Annotated in this window: 15 protein-coding genes; 4 read left to right on the top strand and 11 right to left on the bottom strand. The window is 70.7% G+C overall.

What is annotated here, in order from left to right:
* Nucleotides 1-3 precede the first annotated feature (3 nt).
* The 4 genes from SK854_RS10460 to SK854_RS10445 all read right to left on the bottom strand — a co-directional run bounded on the left by SK854_RS10460 (nucleotide 4) and on the right by SK854_RS10445 (nucleotide 3,506).
* The gene (locus SK854_RS10460) at nucleotides 4-1,092 is read right to left on the bottom strand and encodes an alanine racemase (protein WP_319974819.1); all 1,089 of its coding nucleotides are present in this window, start codon (nucleotides 1,090-1,092) and stop codon (nucleotides 4-6) included.
* On the bottom strand, nucleotides 1,089-2,018 hold the full coding sequence (locus SK854_RS10455; protein WP_319974818.1) for an ornithine cyclodeaminase family protein: 930 nt from the start codon (nucleotides 2,016-2,018) through the stop codon (nucleotides 1,089-1,091). The genes SK854_RS10460 and SK854_RS10455 overlap by 4 nt, the downstream gene beginning before the upstream one ends.
* Entirely contained in the window at nucleotides 2,015-2,683 is a 669-nt protein-coding gene (locus tag SK854_RS10450; RefSeq protein ID WP_319974817.1) for a helix-turn-helix transcriptional regulator, read from the bottom strand. The genes SK854_RS10455 and SK854_RS10450 overlap by 4 nt, the downstream gene beginning before the upstream one ends.
* Nucleotides 2,684-2,756: 73 nt before the next feature.
* Entirely contained in the window at nucleotides 2,757-3,506 is a 750-nt protein-coding gene (locus SK854_RS10445) for an SDR family NAD(P)-dependent oxidoreductase (RefSeq protein WP_319974816.1), read from the bottom strand.
* A gap of 91 nt (nucleotides 3,507-3,597) precedes the next feature.
* Between SK854_RS10445 and SK854_RS10440 the strand changes: the two genes are divergently transcribed.
* Nucleotides 3,598-4,197, top strand: coding sequence for a TetR/AcrR family transcriptional regulator (locus SK854_RS10440; protein WP_319974815.1), 600 nt, complete (start codon nucleotides 3,598-3,600; stop codon nucleotides 4,195-4,197).
* Nucleotides 4,198-4,300: 103 nt separating this feature from the next.
* Here the strand turns inward: SK854_RS10440 and SK854_RS10435 are convergent, their stop codons facing one another.
* Nucleotides 4,301-6,616 carry a beta-L-arabinofuranosidase domain-containing protein gene (locus SK854_RS10435; protein ID WP_319974814.1) on the bottom strand — a complete coding sequence of 772 codons (2,316 nt, stop codon included), beginning with the start codon at nucleotides 6,614-6,616 and terminating at the stop codon, nucleotides 4,301-4,303.
* 432 nt (nucleotides 6,617-7,048) lie between these two features.
* Here SK854_RS10435 and SK854_RS10430 point away from each other — a divergent pair, with 432 nt between their 5' ends.
* The 3 genes from SK854_RS10430 to SK854_RS10420 are packed head-to-tail and all read left to right on the top strand — an operon-like array spanning nucleotide 7,049 to nucleotide 9,370.
* Nucleotides 7,049-7,501 (top strand): hypothetical protein, encoded by a 453-nt coding sequence (locus SK854_RS10430; RefSeq protein WP_319974813.1) that lies wholly within the window; start codon nucleotides 7,049-7,051, stop codon nucleotides 7,499-7,501.
* A gap of 37 nt (nucleotides 7,502-7,538) precedes the next feature.
* Nucleotides 7,539-8,726 carry a sensor histidine kinase gene (locus SK854_RS10425; protein WP_319974812.1) on the top strand — a complete coding sequence of 396 codons (1,188 nt, stop codon included), beginning with the start codon at nucleotides 7,539-7,541 and terminating at the stop codon, nucleotides 8,724-8,726.
* Nucleotides 8,726-9,370: a response regulator transcription factor gene (locus SK854_RS10420; protein WP_319974811.1), complete on the top strand. Its 645-nt coding sequence runs from the start codon at nucleotides 8,726-8,728 to the stop codon at nucleotides 9,368-9,370. Before SK854_RS10425 ends, SK854_RS10420 begins: the two co-directional genes overlap by 1 nt.
* Here the strand turns inward: SK854_RS10420 and SK854_RS10415 are convergent.
* The 6 genes from SK854_RS10415 to SK854_RS10390 form a co-directional block, all read right to left on the bottom strand.
* Nucleotides 9,363-9,839 carry an RDD family protein gene (locus SK854_RS10415; protein ID WP_319974810.1) on the bottom strand — a complete coding sequence of 159 codons (477 nt, stop codon included), beginning with the start codon at nucleotides 9,837-9,839 and terminating at the stop codon, nucleotides 9,363-9,365. The genes SK854_RS10420 and SK854_RS10415 overlap by 8 nt on opposite strands.
* A 96-nt stretch (nucleotides 9,840-9,935) precedes the next feature.
* Nucleotides 9,936-10,775, bottom strand: coding sequence for a LacI family DNA-binding transcriptional regulator (locus SK854_RS10410; RefSeq protein ID WP_319974809.1), 840 nt, complete (start codon nucleotides 10,773-10,775; stop codon nucleotides 9,936-9,938).
* Complete coding sequence (locus SK854_RS10405; RefSeq protein WP_319974808.1) at nucleotides 10,765-13,242, bottom strand: glycoside hydrolase family 2 protein; 2,478 nt, start codon at nucleotides 13,240-13,242, stop codon at nucleotides 10,765-10,767. The genes SK854_RS10410 and SK854_RS10405 overlap by 11 nt, the downstream gene beginning before the upstream one ends.
* A complete protein-coding gene (locus SK854_RS10400) occupies nucleotides 13,239-13,994 on the bottom strand; it encodes an ABC transporter ATP-binding protein (RefSeq protein ID WP_319974807.1) in 756 nt (251 codons plus the stop codon). The genes SK854_RS10405 and SK854_RS10400 overlap by 4 nt, the downstream gene beginning before the upstream one ends.
* Entirely contained in the window at nucleotides 13,991-15,670 is a 1,680-nt protein-coding gene (locus SK854_RS10395) for a dipeptide/oligopeptide/nickel ABC transporter permease/ATP-binding protein (protein WP_319974806.1), read from the bottom strand. Before SK854_RS10395 ends, SK854_RS10400 begins: the two co-directional genes overlap by 4 nt.
* Nucleotides 15,667-16,665, bottom strand: coding sequence for an ABC transporter permease (locus SK854_RS10390; RefSeq protein ID WP_319974805.1), 999 nt, complete (start codon nucleotides 16,663-16,665; stop codon nucleotides 15,667-15,669). The genes SK854_RS10395 and SK854_RS10390 overlap by 4 nt, the downstream gene beginning before the upstream one ends.

Raw genomic sequence — 16,665 nt, 5'->3', positions numbered from 1 at the left:
CCGTCACCACCCGCGCAGGCGGCTCCACGTGGTGCCGCTGACGAGGTGGTAGCGGTCGTGCTGGGCGGCGGTGGCGCACGCGTGGTTCGGCAGGATCCGCAGGCGGGTTCCGATGGGCAGATCGGGTACCGGCCTGCCGTCCCGCGTGCTCAGGACGCCGTGCTCCTGGCTCGCCCCGGTCATGAGCAGGTCGGGGATCAGGTCGCCGTGCTCGTCGGCGACGAGTCCGTAACCCTGGTCGACGGCCTGCGCCTGCGTGCCGCGGTCCCGTGACGTGGCCATCCAGCCGCCGTCGGTGAGCACCCAGTTCTTGTCGTGCCGGTGGCCGATCACCGTGACGACCACCGAGAGCGCGAGGTCGTCGAGGCCGCAGACGCCGATGCCCGCCATGACGAGGTCGAAGAAGACGTAGTTGCCGGCGCGGACCTCGGTGACGCCCGCCAGATCGGTCGCCGCGTGCGCGGTGGGTGTCGAGCCGACGCTGACGATCGGGCAGTGCAGTCCGGCGGCGCGCAAGGCCTCCGCGGCGGCGACGGCGACGTCCCGCTCGTTCTGGGCGGCCTGCCGCAACGCCTCTGGGGTGTGAGCGAAGTAGGACTCGCCCGCGTGGGTGAGCACGCCGGCGAGGTGCGAGCCGAGCGACCGTCCGATGTGGACGAGAGCGGGATCGGCAGGTGCGATGCCACCCCGGTGCCCGTCGCAGTCGATCTCGATCAGGGCCGGCATCCGGAGGTTCTCCCCGGCTGCGAACCGGGTCAGCGCCTCGGCCTGTTCGACGGTGTCGAGCAGCACGGTGAGCGTCACACCGCGACGCAGAAGTGCGGCGACGCGGGGCAGTTTGTGCGGGTCGATGCCGACGGCGTAGAGCACGTCCCGGTAGCCCGCGTCGGCGAAGTGCTCGGCCTCGGCGAGGGTGGACACCGTGATCGGCCCATCCGCATGGACCCGTCGCGCGAAATCGACGGACTTGGACGTCTTGACGTGCAGCCGCAACGGCACGCCGAGCCCGTGCAGGTGGTCGCGGAGCCGGGCCGCGTTGCGGTCCAGCCGGTCCGTGTCGATCAGGGCGAACGGGGTGTCCACAGTGGTCATTCGGAGTCTCCCGGGGAAGCGGCGCGGCGGCGCAGCAGGGCGGCGGCGAGAGTGAGGTCCTGCAGGGCGAATCCGGAGCTGTCGAACACCGTCACGTCCTCCGGCGAGGTCCGCCCTGCGGCGTCTCCGGCGAGCACGGCGCCGAGCGCGACCGGCACGGGGTGGGCGTGCTGGAACTCGCCGATGGTCCGGGACTGCTCGGGAAGGTCGCAGAACAGCGAGGCGCGGTCGTACAGCGCGACCGGCAGCTCCTGCTTGCCGGGACCGTCGGCCCCCATGGCGGAGATGTGCGTGCCCGGCGCGACCCAACTCGCGTCGAACAGGTGCTCGCGGGCGGTCGTCGCCGTGACGAGCACGTCCGCCGCGGCGACCCCGGTCCTGGCGTCGACGGGTTCGGCTTTCAGACCGGTCACGGCGGTCACTTCCGCTGCGAACGCCTGTGCCGCGTCAGCACGCCTGCCGACGACGAGGACCCGGTCGATCGGCCGCACCCGGCTGACGGCGCGGACCTCGTGCAGGGCCTGGTGCCCGGTTCCGATCACGGTCAGCGTGCGGGAGTCCTTGCGGGCCAGCGTGTCCACGGCGAGCGCGTCGGCGGCGGCCGTGCGGTAGGCGTTGGCGGCCGCGGCCTCGACGACGGCGCTCAGCCTGCCGGTGGCGGGATCGAGCAGCACGATCGTCGAGCTGTGCCGGGGCAAGTCGACGTTGCCGGGCCAGAAGCTGCCGATCTTCACGCCGACGAGGTCGCCCGCGGCGCCGGACTTGAGGGTGAACCTGTTGTGCGGCAACGACTGCCCGATCACGACCGGGAATGTCGATCCCGTCGCGGTGGCCAGGAACGCCTCGCGTGCGGCGGCCAGTGCGAGGTCGTCGTCGACGAGGGCCGCCGACTCGGACTCGCTGATGAAGGCGGGGCTGTCGGTCACGGGGTGTCCTTCTTCAACTCGGCGAGGTCGTTGTACAAGCCGGTGCGCGAGATGCCCAGCCGTTGGGCGATACGCCCCGGCGCGCCGCGCAACGCGAAGACACCGGCCTCGTTCAGCGACCGGACGAGCACCAGCCGTTCGTCACGTCCCAGCGCCGCAACCGGAACGGCGTGCGCACGTTCGGCGCGTTCGATCAGGGACTCGACCACCTGGTCCAGGTCGCCGGAGAAGTTCGTGGACGCGGTCGGTTCCTCCAACGCGGACAGGCCGAGCAGGTCCGACAGCACTCCGGTCGCGCGGTTGATCGCCGAGACGTCGATGTTGACGCACAACGCGCCGATCAACGTCCCGTCGACGTCGCGCAACGGCAGCGTCGTGCACTTGAGCACCCGCCCGTCCTGGGCGCGGGTGAGGTACCCGACCTCGTTGCGGGCCTCGTCCCCGGCGGCGAGGACGCGCAGGCCGATCTCGCTCATCGCGTCGCCGACCTCCCGGCCCGTGACGGATCCGGCGACCGCGACGACCGACCGCTCCTGGTCCCGGTAGTCGTGCAGCACCACCTCGCAGCTTCGCCCGAACGTCGCCGCGATGCCCTCGATGACGGGGGACAACGCGGCGAACACGGCGTCCGCGGTGCTGCCTCCGGGTTCAGGAACGTCTCGCATGTGATCTCCAGAACTGAACGAAATGTCAGATGCTGGACAAAGTGTCACACGGACGAGTTCCTGGCGTCCAGGGTCAGATCTGGTTCTCGCCGCCGTCGACGTACACGTTGGCGCCGAGCATGAAGCTGCTGTCCGAGGAGGCGAGGAACGCCACCGCGGCCGCCACCTCGTCCACGTGGCCCATGCGTCCGATCGCGATCCGGGCGGCCTCGTTCGCCTTGAACGCCTCCGTGTTCTCCTCGCCCACGAGCTCCGTGATCCCGTTGGTGTCGGTCGGTCCGGGGGAGATGGCGTTCACCCGGACACCGCGGTCCTTGAGTTCGTTCGCCCAGGTGCGCGTGAACGTCCGCAGGGCTGCCTTGGACGCGGCGTAGGCGCCGAATCCGGCGGTGCCCCTGTCGGCGGCGGTGGAGGCGTTGATGATCACCGACGCGCCCTTGTTGAGCAGCGGAAGTGCTTTCTGCAGTGTGAAGAGCGTGCCCTTCACGTTGACGCCGAAGACGGTGTCGAAGTCTTCCTCGGTGATCGTCTCGATGGTCGCGAACGACGCGGTGGCCGAGTTGGCGAACAGCACGTCCAGCCCCTGGCCGCGCGCGGTGACCGTCTCGTAGAGCCGGTCCAGGTCGTCCAGGTTCGTGATGTCGCCCGGCACCGCCGTCACGTTCCGGCCGATGGCCTCCACCGCGTCGTCCAGCTCGGTCTTGCGGCGGCCGGTGATGAACACGTGCGCGCCCTCTTCGACCAGCCGTGCGGCGGTGGCCCTGCCGATGCCTCGGGTGCCGCCACCGGTGATGACCGCGGTCTTGCCTTCCAGCCTGCGCATTTCCTGACCTCCACGATTTTATGCACCGATCGGTGCATATTGCGACCGTAGCACTTCTGCACTGATCGGTGCAGAAGGGTAGGATGTGGCCGTGGAGAAGGCTCAGATCGGTCGGCCGCGAGAGTTCGACGCCGAGGAGGCACTCCAGAAGGCGATGGTGGTCTTCTGGGAGCAGGGGTACGAGGGCGCGAGCCTCACCGACCTGACCGAGCGCATGGGGATCTCCCGCAAGAGCATGTACGCGGCCTTCGGCAACAAGGAGGAGCTCTTCCGCAAGGCGTTGCAGCGCTACTCGGAAGGCACGGTCTCCTACGCCGTCGAAGCACTGCAGGCGGCCACCGCCCGTGAGGTCGCGGAGACGTTCCTCGCCGGCTCTGTCCGCGCCAACACCCGGCCGGGATGCCCCGCCGGCTGCCTCGGAGTGCAGGGCGCGCTGGCCGTCGGCGAGACCGGACGGGTCGCGCGCGACATCCTGACCGAGTGGCGCAACGGGGGCCAGGGGCTCCTGCGCGACCGGTTCGAGCGGGCCGTCGAGGAGGGCGACCTGCCCGGCGACGCCGATCCGGACCTGATCGCCCGCTACGTCATGACGATCGGGAACGGCATGGCCGTGCAGGCGGCTGGTGGCGCGGCGCGCGAGGACCTGCAGCGGGTGGCCGACGCCGCGCTGCGGAACTGGCCGCCTGCCTGAGGCGAGCGGCCGTCACGGGCGCGGTCATCTGACGGGTGCCTGCCCGGAACGGATCTTCGAGGACGGCGGGGCCACGCGGAAGTGGCCCCGCCGCGTCCGCGGATCAGTTCGCGACCAGGCTCCACCGGTTGTCGGCGCTGCCGTTGTCCGAGTCCTGCACGACCTGCGCACCGGCGGTGGTGGAACCGTTGAGGACGCCGAGCAGCTTCCCGCTGTGCACGTTGCGGATCTTGTAGGTGCCGTCGCCCTGAGCGACGAGAGTCCACTTGTGATCGGCCGTGCCGTTGTCGGACCACTGCAGGACGCGGGCGTTGTCCGCGGTGGACATGTTCTCCACGCCCAGCACCTTGCCGCTGTGGACGTTGCGGAACCGGACGTCCGGCCCGTCGGTGACCATCTGCCAGTTGTGGTCGGCGGTCCCGCTGTCGTGCCACTGCACGGCGAGACCGCCGTCCGCGGTGGACATGTTCTGGACCCCCAGCACCATGCCGGTGCCGGTGTTGACCAGCCGGTGGCTCGCCGTGCCGCCACCGCCGGTGCTCCAGTAGACGGTGTAGTTGAAGCCGTGCGCGTCGTGGAACGGCCCGAGGTTGACCTGCGTTCCGTTCGCCGTCGCGGTGAACGCCAGTGACGACGTGCTGGTGCGGGTCACGGAGCCGACGTTCAGCGAGGGCAACGCGGACAGGCTGGTGTTGCCGTAGTTGCCCGCGAGCACGGCGGGGCCGTAGGTCAGCGCGACGACGCCGGTGTTGTCGTTGGCGGGCTGGGCGATCACGCGCATCGGCAGTCGCAGTGTCACCACGTCGCCGGACGTCCACGTTCGAGTCAGGGACGCGTAGGTGCCGGGAGTGGCGGTCACGTTCTGCGCGACGCCGTTGACGCTGATGGTCGCGCCCGTGGTCCAGGCCGGGATGCGGAACCGCATCGTCCACGACCCGCCCGCGTTGCCGGTGACGGTCAGCGTCGTGGTGTCGCTCGCCGGGTAGCTCGTGGTCTGGGTGACCGTGATGGCGCGGGACGACCACGTGAGCACCGACGGCGTGTAAAGGTTCACCGTGAGCGTGGTGCCGTTGAAGAAGTAGACGGAGTCGGCGAGCTTGGTGTTGGTCTCCAGCGCGGTGCCCTGACAGCACCAGAACGTGCCGTAGTCCGTGCTCCAGTTGCCGCCGCCCCACGCGGGACCGGTGTTGCCGCGCCGGTGGCCGGGGTTGAGGCCGGTGAAGTAGCAGATGTTCCCGTGCGGGTCCGCCGGGTTCTGCTGGCCGATCAGGTGGTTGAGCAGGGCGCGCTCGTAGTAGTCGAAGTAGGCGACCTTGCCGGGATCGGTCAGCCACAGCTCACGGGTCAGCTTGAGCATGTTGAAGGTGTTGCACGCCTCGCACGCGTCGGTGCTGAGGTACGCGGCGATTGCGTTGGGAGCGCGGAAGTGTTCTGCCTGGCTGTTGCCGCCGATGACGTAGGTGTGCGCGCCGACGGTGATGCTCCAGGCGTTGAGGGCGATGTCGCGGTAGCGGGTGGTCCCGGTCGCCTTGTACTCGCGGGCGGCGCCGATCCACTTCGGCACCTGGGTGTTGGCGTGCAGGCCGTTGAGCCGGTCCTGGTTGGCGGCGAGGGGGTCGAACACCGCGGCGTGGTCGAACCGCTGGGCCGTCGTCAGCCAGCGGGCGTCGCCCGTCTGCTGGTAGAGGTCGGCGAGCACCGCGTTCATGCCACCGAACTCCGTGCCCAGGACGTTCTGCATCGTGCTGTAGGACAGCCGGGCCGTGCGCCAGTCCACCCAGCCGGCGAAACGCAGCAACACGTCGCGCGCCTGGGTGTTGCCGATGTAGCGCCATGCGTCCAGCAGGCCGGCGAGGGTCTTGTGCAGGGAGTAGTACGACACCGACTTGGGCGAACCGGCTTCCATCGCGTCGAAGTCCGACTCGGGGAACCCCGACAGGTAACCGCTGGTGAACCCCGCCGCCGAGTTGTTCGCCTGGCACTTGGCCAGCTCGGCCACCATGTAGTTCGCCTTGTCACGGCACGTCGTGTCGCCCAGGACCGCCCACGCCTGCGCCCATGCCGTGAGGAAGTGCCCCTGGCTGTGCGTGCGGAACGGGAAGTTCGGGGCCTCCCACCCGCCCAGCGCGGCGGCGCCGTTCGTGGACAGCCGGTGGTTGGCGCGGAAGTTGTAGAGCAGCCGGTCGACGTCCACGAACCGCAGGTAGGACAGCGTGCGGTTCTGGTTGTCCAGCCATCGGCCCTGCGTGAGGCGGACCTCGGACAGGTCGAACGCGTAGGCCGACACTCCGGCGTCGGTGCGCACCGGCGGCACCGAGGCCGCCTGTGCGGAACCCGCCATCAGTGACGGCGCCGTGGTCGCGATGGCGGCCACACCCGCGGCTTGGAAGAGCCTGCGTCGACTCAACGATGAGGACATGGGGACGCTCCCGTCGCTCGGCGAAGCGGTGCGGTTCGGAACGAGTCACACCGCCGGCGCGGAGCCGGACTGCCCGCGTCGGCCCCGAGACGGAACGTAGCCACGAGTCCATCAAGCGTCAACGCTAAATGTGAGCGTTAACTTTAGCGGTTTTGCGAGGAATCGAACGTGATTCGACGCTCGGACAGCACTGCTGGATGATGCCGCGAACGCCGTTCGGGCCGCGATGTTATCGCTCACATGATCAATGGCTGAGCCGGTGCGCGGCGGCGGTCGCCGCGTGCCCCCTCGCCCGCTCCGCTGGGCGTCCAGACGGAGAGCCCGGCATGCTGGCGGCCTTCACGGACCACCGCAACCGGGCTCTCGTCCGAAAGTACTAGATGGCAACCCGTTGTGCTGCAACCACTTTCGTCGCGTCCTACGGTCGTGATCATGACTACTGCAACGGGCAGGACCACGCCGCCGGGCACCATCATCGCGGCGTTCGTGGGGTTCCTCGTGTCGTGCGTCTTCGCGGTGACGTCGGTGGGTGTCCTGGTGGGCACGCGCGATGATCTCGTCGAGGCGCTGAGGGCGTCGGGGACGGCGATGACCGAAGAACAGCTGCAGAGCGCTGCCACGTTCACCCAGGTGCTCGTGGCGGGCATCGCGCTGGTGATCGCGCTGGTGCAGCTGTGGCTCGCGTTCAAGCTCAGGTCGGGACGCAACTGGGCCAGGATCCTGCTGACCGTGTTCACGGTCTTCCAGGTGGCGTCGCTGTTCATCGGGGAGGGATCGGCGACGCTGCCCGCGTACGGCGGCGCGGCGGTGGCCGCGCTGGCGGTGGTGGCGAGCTACCTGCCCGCCTCCAACGTCTACGTCGACGCGGTCAAGCGGGCGGGGTAGCGGGATCCTCCGCCGGAGCCGGGGCCAGAATGCCGGTATGACCGCAGGGGGACAGCCGGCGCGGCGAAGCGTGTTCGTGGCCGAGGTCGCGGTGCTGCTCGTCGCGACGGTCGTGGACGCGGTGCAGGTGTCCGGCGGGGACGGTCCGCGGGGCGTGCTGGGACCGTTGTTCACCGTGGTCGTGCCGTACGCGGGCACGGCGGCCGCGATCCTGGCGGTCCTGCGCCGCAGGTTCCCCCGCCGGGTCGAGCTGCTGGCGGGCGCGGTCATGGGACTGTCGCTGCTCAGCACGGCGGCCGCGGGATTCGTGGAGCAGGTTGCCGCGCAGCCGCCGTTGACGGAGGTGCTGGCGGTGCTGTTGCTGGCCGCCGCCGGATGCCGCCGGCTCCCTCCGGCGCGGGCGGCGGTGCTGGCCGTCGCCGCCTGCGTCACCGTCGTGCTCGCTCCGATCGTGCGCTACGGCCTGGACTATCCGGCGGCGTTGTTCCCGGTGGCCGCGGCGCTGGCGTGGGGCGCGGCGCTGGCGCTGGGCCTGATCCTGCGGGACGCGGACGCCCGGCACCGCCGCGAGCTGGAGCGCATCCGCACCGAGGACCGGCTGCAGCTCGCGCGGGACCTCCACGACCTGGTGGCGCACCACGTCACCGGCATCGTGGTGCGGACCCGTGCCGCCCAGGCGCTGGCCGCGAATCCGGCGGCACCGGCCCAGGACCCCGCCGAGGTGTACGACCAGATCGAGCACGCGGCGGCCGAGGCCCTGACCGCCACGCGCGGACTGGTCGGGGTGCTGCGCAGCGACGAGCCACTGCCGTCACCGAGCCTCGTGCTGGGCGACGTCGTGCGCGCCGCGGCGGGGGAGGAGGTGGCGGTGCACGTGGGTGACGACGTCGAAGCACTTCCGTTGCCGCCAAGGGTTTCCGTCGCTCTGCACCGGGTGCTGCTCGAAGCGCTGACCAACTCCCGCCGGCACGCGCGTGCCACCGTCGTGCGGGTCACGGCGCGATCCGACGAGGACGGCCTGGTGCTGGAGATCGACAACGACGGTGTGCCGGACGGCGTTGCGGCACAAGGCGGACATGGCGTCCTCGGCATGACCGAGCGGATGGCCGAGCTGGGTGGCGAGCTCGCCGCGGGTCCGCACGGCCACGACGGCTGGCGGGTCACCGCACGGCTGCCGCTGGGACCGGACGACGATCCGTCCGACACCGTGCCGAGGGGGATCTGATGACGATCCGCGTGCTGATCGCCGACGACCAGACCCTCGTGCGCACCGGTTTCCGGCTGGTCCTCGACGCCGAGCCCGGCATCGAGGTGATCAGCGAGGCCGCCGACGGGGAGGCGGCGGTGAGGCTGGCGCGGCAGCTGCGTCCCGACGTGACGCTGATGGACATCCGCATGCCGAAGCTGGACGGGTTGCGGGCGACCCGGCTGCTGGCCGGACCTGGCGTCGAGGACCCGCTGCGGGTGCTGGTCGTCACCACCTACGACGTCGACGAGAACGTCTACGCCGCGTTGCTCGCCGGGGCCTGCGGGTTCCTGCTCAAGGACGCCCGGCCGCGGCTGCTGGTGGAGGCCGTGCACGCCGCGGTGCGAGGCGAAGCGCTGGTCTCGCCCGCCGTGACGGTGCGGCTGCTCGCGCACTTCACCGGCGGCTCCGGGCCCGACCGGCCCGGCGAGCCGCTGACCGGCCGCGAGCTCGACGTCGTGCTGGCGGTGGCACGCGGCTGGACCAACGCCGAGATCGCCGACCGGCTGCACGTCTCGTTGTCGACGGTGAAGTCGCACCTGACCAACGTCCAGGGCAAGCTCGGCGCGCGCAACCGCACCGAGATCGCGATCTGGGCGTGGCGCAGCGGCCTGCTCAGGTGACGGGGTCCGCGGGGGAGGGGCGTCGCACCACCACCGTGCCGGCGACGATGTCCCCGAGCCTCTGGTTGCGGGGTGTCACCGCGATCAGCACCGCGCCGACCAGGCCCATCAGCAGGCCGTCCACGGCCATCAGCAGCCACCGCACGAAGTAGTCCCGCAACGACGGCTCGCCGCCGCGCAGCGTGGTGATCCGCAGCCCCAGCCAGCGCATCGCCGGCGTCGAACCGCCGTGCCGGTACGGGTACCAGATCTCGATCCACAGCACCCCGAGCAACGACACCGCCACCACCATCGCCCACGGCAGCACCGAGAACACCTTCGGCGTCACGCCGAGCTTGATGAGCGGCACCGACAGCAGGACGCCGAGGAACACGCTCAGGACGGCGGCGACGGCCAGCAGGGCGAACTCGATGACGTGCTGCCAGTAGCGGCGGAGAACGATCGAACGGGCATCCGCGTCGGTGGCCACCCGGCCATCATGCCAAGGTTCGCGCCCGGGCGGGCCGACGGGGCGAGACCTCTTCTCGCAACCGCCGGCACCCCAGGTCCCCGGCGCCCCGGTGTCCTAAGTGGACGCGGGTGCCGTCGTGCCGCGCGGCAGGTAGCGGGCGGTCGGCGACCAGCGCGGCGTGACCGGGCCGCCGTCGATCCGTTCCAGCACCGACTCCGCCACCGACACGCCGAACTGGTGGACGTCGACGCTCATCGTCGTGAGCGCGGGGGAGGCGAGCCGGCACAGCGTCGAGTCGTCCCACGCCACCAGGCTGAGCCGATCCGGCACCGCGACACCGAGTTCGGCGGCCGCGGCGAGTCCGGCGACCGCCATCACGTCGTTGTCGTAGAGGATCGCGGTGGGCGGCTCCGGTCCACTCAGGAGCGAGGCGGTGAGCTTGGCGCCCGCCTCCTCCGAGTAGTCGCCCTCGACGATCACCGGGTCGACGCCGGCCTGCGCGCATCCGGCCAGCAGCGCGTCGGTGCGGGCCCGCGTGTGCTGCAACGCCGACGGGCCGGTGACCCTGGCGATCCGCCGGTGCCCCAGCGAGAGCAGGTGCCCGAGCGCTTCGGCGACCGGGCCGGCGTGGTCGGTGCGGACCGAGGGCAGCACCGGGTCGTCGCCGACGACGACCGCGGGCAGTGCGATCTCGGCGAGCACCGCGGGGCGGGGATCGTCCGCCACCGGGTTCACCACCACGACGGCGTCGACCAGACCGCGGCCCGCCCAGCGGCGGTACGCGGCGATCTCGGCCTCGTGGTCCGCGACGACGTGCAGCAGAACGGACAGGTCGCGCTCGGCGAGCCGTTCCTCGATCCCCGCGATGAACTCCATGAAGAACGGCTCGACGCCGAGCAGGCGCGCGGGCCGCGCGAGCACCAGCCCGATCGCGCCGGTCGGTTCAGCGGGCATCGGGCACCGCGCGGAGGTCGGTGGCGCGGAGGTCGTTGGCACAGCGCAGGACCAGTGGATCGGTGAAGGCCGCGGGATCGACGAAAGCGTCCGTGCGGATGTGGAACACGCGCACCTCTCCTGCCAGCATCGGCACGAGCGAGTCGTCGGCGACGGCGTCCGGCGCGACCCGGTCGGCCAGGATCGTGACGTCCCGCGCGAACGAACCGGCGCGCACCTCGACCTCGTACCCGCCGGGCACGGCATGCGCCTGGGCGGAGAGGGGACGCGGGTCGTACGCCAGGTCGACGTCCTCCCGGAACGGCAGGATCGCGCGGGCTTCGGCGGTGGTCGCCACCATCACCTCCGCGTCGTCGTTCACCGGCCGCGGCAACGCCTCGTCCAGATCCAGTTCGAGGATCGAGCGGGGCGGCACCGTCCGGCGCAGTCTAGTCAGGTGCAGGGTGACACCCCGGAACGTCTGGCGCTCCAGGGTGAGGTGCGCGTCCCACGGTTCGTCGTGGTCGTTGACGGCGACGAGCACGAGCCGGTCGCCGCGCGGCTGGAAGGTGAGGAGCCGGGGCGCGTACGCGTGCCGCAGCCCGAACCACAGCGGCTTCACCCGTTCCTCGCTGTCGATCGCCGCCCAGGACGTGACCGGCCAGCAGTCGTTGAGCTGCCAGACGATCGCACCGGCCGTGCGCGGCCACCACGAGCGGAAGTGCTCGACGCCGAAGCTCACCGCCCGCGCCTGGTTGAGCTGCGTCGCCCAGTGCCAGTCCTCGAAGGCCGACTGCACCGGCAGGTGCGCCGCCAGGCCGCGCGCGAGCTTTCCGTTGCCGTCCTCCGCTTTCTGGTGCGTCAGGAAGCTCGGCGAGTCCGGGGTCAGCGGCTGGTCGTGGATCCACCGGGTGAGCGTCGACCACGCCGGCGGGCCCTGGAACCCGAACTCCGAGCAGAACCGCGGCACGTGGTCGCGGTAGTGCTCGTAGGGGGCCTGGTTCCAGACGTGCCAGTCGTGGCGCGTGCCGTGGTTCTCGTCGTTCGGGTGCACGCCGTCGACCGGGCTGTACGGGCTGCTGGGGCAGTAGAACCGGGTCGGGTCGAGCTCGGCCACGATCCCCGGCAGCAGGTCGTCGTAGTAGCCCAGCCCCCACGTCCGGCCGTCGAGCTGCTCCGGCCAGCCCCAGTCGGCGAATCCCCACAGGTTCTCGTTGCCGCCGTTCCACAGCGCCAGCGAGGCGTGGGACATCAGGCGCACGACGTTCTCGCGGGCCTCGGCCTCCAGCTCGCCGCGCACCGGTTCCTCCTCCGGGTACGCGGCGCACGCGAGCGGGAAGTCCTGCCACACCAGGACTCCGCGTTCGTCGCAGACGTCGTAGAAGTCGTCGGACTCGTAGATCCCACCGCCCCAGACTCGCAGCAGGTTGACGTGCGCGGCCACGGCCTGGCCGACCCGCCGTGCCAGCCGGTCGCGGGTGATCCGGGTGAGGAAGTGGTCGTCCGGGATCCAATTGGCGCCCTTGACGAAGACGGGCTTGTCGTTCACGACGATCGTGAACGGGGTGCCGTGCTCGTCGGGGGTCGTGTCGACGGTGATCGTGCGGAACCCGATCCGCTTGGCCGTGCTGTCGAGCTGCTCCGATCCGCCGCGCAGCACGACGTCGAGGTTGTAGAGCGGTTGTCCGCCGTACCCGGCAGGCCACCAGAGTTCGGCGCCGGGCACGTCCACGCGGGCGACCACGGTCGTCTGACCGGCCGGGACGACGACGGTGCGCTTGTGCGCGCCCACGGTGATCAGCAGTGTCAGAGTCTCGGTGGCGTCCTGCGCCCACTCGACGTCGACGTGCAGCTCGACCTGGCCGGTCCCGTCCGGTGCCACCGTCACGATCGGACGGACTAGGGCCAGGCGCGCGGTGTGCCAGCGCTCCAGCCGGACCGGTCGCCAGATCCCCGCGGTCTGCAGGTCCGGTCCCCAGTCCCAGCCGAAGCTGCAGGCCATCTTGCGGATCATGTTGAACGGGTGCGCGTTGACGTGCTCGCGCCGGCCCAAGGCCGCCTCGACCTTCTCCGCGTGGGACAGCGCGGAGGAGAACGACACGGTGAGGTCGTTGGCGCCGTCCAAGAGGAACGGCCGGACGTCGAAGCGGTGGCTCCGGTGCATGTTCGCGGTGTGGCCGAGCAGGTGGCCGTTGAGCTCGACGGAGGCGATCGTGTCCAGCCCGTCGAAGACGAGGTCGGCCTGCTGCCCGGACGTGACGGCGGCGGCGAGGAACTGGGTGCTGTACCGCCAGTCCGCGCGGTGCGTCCAGGCCAGCTCCTCCTCGGCGCGGTCGAGGAACGGGTCGGTGATCAGCCCGGACGCGAGCAGGTCGAGGTGGGTGCTGCCGGGCACGCTCGCGGGCACCGTCCTGCCCCGGACGTTGTCCGGTACCTCGTTCGTGGTCGCGGTCAGCTGCCAGCCGTCGTGCAGGTACTGCCGGATCAAGACGGACCTCCCTGGAGGAAACGGGTTTCGGGGTCGGGCGCGGCGGCGGCCAGCTGCCGGGTGTACGGGTCCTGGGGGTGCAGCAGCACGTCGTCGCCCGGCCCGCGTTCGACGATGCGGCCCCGGTGCATCACCAGCACCTCGTCGGAGAAGTGCCGGGCGGTGGCCAGGTCGTGCGTGATGTAGAGGACCGCGAGGTCCTCCTCGCGTTGCAGCCGGTCGAGCAGCTTGAGCACGCCGAGCCGGATCGAGACGTCGAGCATGGACACCGGCTCGTCCGCGACGATCACCGTGGCGCCCGGTGCGAGCGCGCGGGCGATGGCCACGCGCTGCCGTTGCCCGCCGGACAGTTCGTGCGGACGCCGCCGCGCGAGGTCCGGGGAGAGGCTCACCCGCTCCAGCAGGTGGGGCACCTCCGTCCGGGAGCGGCCGTGCAGCAGCAGGGGCCGGGCGAGGTGGTGTTCGACGGTGTGGAACGGGTTGAGCGACGCGAACGGGTCCTGGAAGATCATCTGCACGTGGTCCCGGTACCGGCGCGACGGCACCGGGTCGCCGTCCGGACCGGTCAGCGTGATCTCGCCGGAGGTGGGCCGGACCAGCCGGGCGATCATCCTCGCGATCGTCGACTTCCCCGATCCGGACTCGCCGACCAGCGCGACGGTCCGCCCGGCGGTGAGCGTGAACGAGACACCGTCGACCGCGCGGTGCCGGTGGAACGTCTTGCCGAGGTCGCGGACTTCGAGCGTGGTCATCGGATCAGGGCTCCTCGCTCGCCGGTCAGGCTGGGGAACGACGCCAGCAGCTGACGGGTGTACGGGTGCCGCGGCCGCAGGTACATCTCCTCGGCCGCCGCGTACTCGACGACCTCCCCGTCGCGCATCACCGCGATCCGGTCGCTCAGCTCCAGCAGCAACGGCAGGTCGTGCGTGATGAACACGACCGCGAACCCCAGCTCGTCGCGCAAGCGCTTGATCTCGTTCAGGATCTCGCGCTGCACCAGCACGTCGAGCGCGGTGGTGGGTTCATCCATGATCATGACCTGCGGTTCGAGCAGCAGCGCCATGGCGATCATGACCCGCTGCCGCATGCCGCCGGACAGCTCGTGCGGATACGAGCCGAGCCTGGCCGGGTCGACGCCGACGAGCCGGAGCACCTCCGCGCACCGGGCCTCACGGTCCGAAGTGGACGTCGACGGGCGGTGCGTGCGCAGGACGTCCTGCAGTTGCGCGCGGATCGGGGTGACCGGGTTCAGGGAGTTCATGGCGCCCTGGAAGACCATGGACAACTTCACCCAGCGGAACTCGCGGAGCTCCTCCGGACCCAGTGCCAGCACGTCGACGCCCTCGAAGACGACCGAGCCGGAGGTGACCTCCGCCGGTGGCCGGTGCAGGCGGTTGATCGCGTAGGCGAGCGTGGTCTTGCCGCAGCCGGACTCGCCGGCCAGGCCGAGGATCTCGCCCCGCCGCAACGTCAGCGACACGTCCTTGACCGCGTGCACGGGTGTGGCGCCCTGGTACACGACGTTGAGGTTCGTGACCGTCAGGACGGCGTCCTGGTCCGCGGGGGCCACCGCGGGTGTGGTGGCAACGACATCGCGTTTGCGCCTGGGCCGTTCGCGCAACGCGGGGTTGATGATCTCGTCGATGCTGAAGTTGATGAGCGACAGCGCGCCCCCGAACAACGCGATGATCAACCCCGGCGGGACGAACCACCACCACGCTTCCCGTTGCAGCGCGAACCCGTTCTGCGCGTAGTAGAGCATCGTGCCGAGCGTCGAGGAGTCGGCCGCGCCGAGCCCGAGGAACGACAGGCCCGCCTCGCTCAGGATCGCGAGAACGACGGCGAACACGAACTGGGAGGCCAGGATCGGCAGCAGGTTCGGCAGGATCTCCACGCAGATCACCCGCCAGGTCTTCTCGCCGGACACCCGTGCCGCGGCCACGTAGTCCCGGTTGCGCAACGACAACGTTTGCGCGCGCAGCACCCGCGCCGCCGCGGCCCACCCGGTGATCGCGAGCACCAGCGAGATCGTCCACGTGCCGCGCTGGTCGGCGGGCACGAAACCGGCGATGACGATGACCAGCGGCAGTCCTGGGATCACCAGCATCACGTTGGAGAACAACGAGAACGCCTCGTCCACGACGCCACCCGCGTAGGCGCCGACGATGCCGAAGATCCCGGACAGGACGGTCGCCATGACCCCGACGAGCACGCCGATCCACAGCGAGCCGCGAGTGGCGTGCGTGAGCTGGGCGAGGACGTCCTGGCCGATGATCGTGGTGCCGAGCAGGTGGTCACCGCCGGGTGAGGTGAGCCCGATGTCCCTGATGGTGGCCGGATCGCCGGTGAGCAGCGGGCCGAGCAGTCCGAAGAGGACGATCAAAGCGGCCAGGCCGAGCCCGGCGCCGAGTTTCCCTGACCAGGTCATGACACCGTGCTCCGATCCCTCGTGCGGGCGTCGATCAGCCCGTACAGCAGGTCGACGACCAGGTTCGCGCCGAGCACCGCGACCGTGATCACCAGGAAGATCCCCTGCATCAGCGCGTAGTCGTTGTTCTGCACGGCCTGCAGCAGCTTCGACCCGATGCCGGGGTAGGAGAACACCTGCTCGGTGACGATCGACCCGGACACCACGAACCCGAGCGAGATCGCGAACCCGGCGACCGACGGCAGCACGGCGTTGCGGGCCGCGTACCGGATCATCACCCGGCTGCCGGTCAGGCCCTTGGCCCGCGCGGTCAGCACGTAGTCCTCCGACATGGCCGAGACCATCATGTTGCGCATGCCGAGCAGCCAGCCGCCGACGGACGAGACGACGATCGTCAGCGCGGGCAGGATGCCGTGGTAGAGCGCCGATCCGAGGAACTCCGGACTCCAGCCGGGATCCAGGACCACGTCGTAGCCGCCGTTGAGCGGGAACCAGCCGAGCCCCGACGAGAGCAGCGCGACCAGGATCAGCGCCAGCCAGAAGTACGGCACCGCGGCCAGCATCGTGGTCGCGGGCACCAGCGAGTCGAGCCAGGTGCCGCGCCTCCAGCCGACGAGCGCGCCGAGCCCGATGCCCAGCACGAACGAGATCAGCGTTGCGAGGCCGACCAGCACGACGGTCCACGGCAGCGACGCGCCGATCACGTCGGAGACCTTCGCCGGGAACGCGCTGACCGACACCCCGAGATCACCGCGCAGCAGACTGCCCAGGTACGCCAGGTACTCCTGCGCGAACGACTCCCGCCCGCCGGTGCCGAGCAGTGTCTCGTAGGCCTGCCGGGCGGCGGGGTCGACGGACCCGCCGCGCTGCTGGAGCTTGGCCATCAGGATGTCCACCGGGTTGCCCGGCAGCAGCCGCGGGATGACGAAGTTCAACGTCACCGCCGCCCACAGCGCCGCCAGGTAGAAGGCGACCTTGCGCAGGTGGTAGCCCAT

This window comes from Lentzea sokolovensis, assembly GCF_033949975.1.
Taxonomy (GTDB): domain Bacteria; phylum Actinomycetota; class Actinomycetes; order Mycobacteriales; family Pseudonocardiaceae; genus Lentzea; species Lentzea sokolovensis.
Note: the sequence above shows the minus strand (reverse complement) of the source record. Positions and strands in the feature narration are given on the sequence as shown.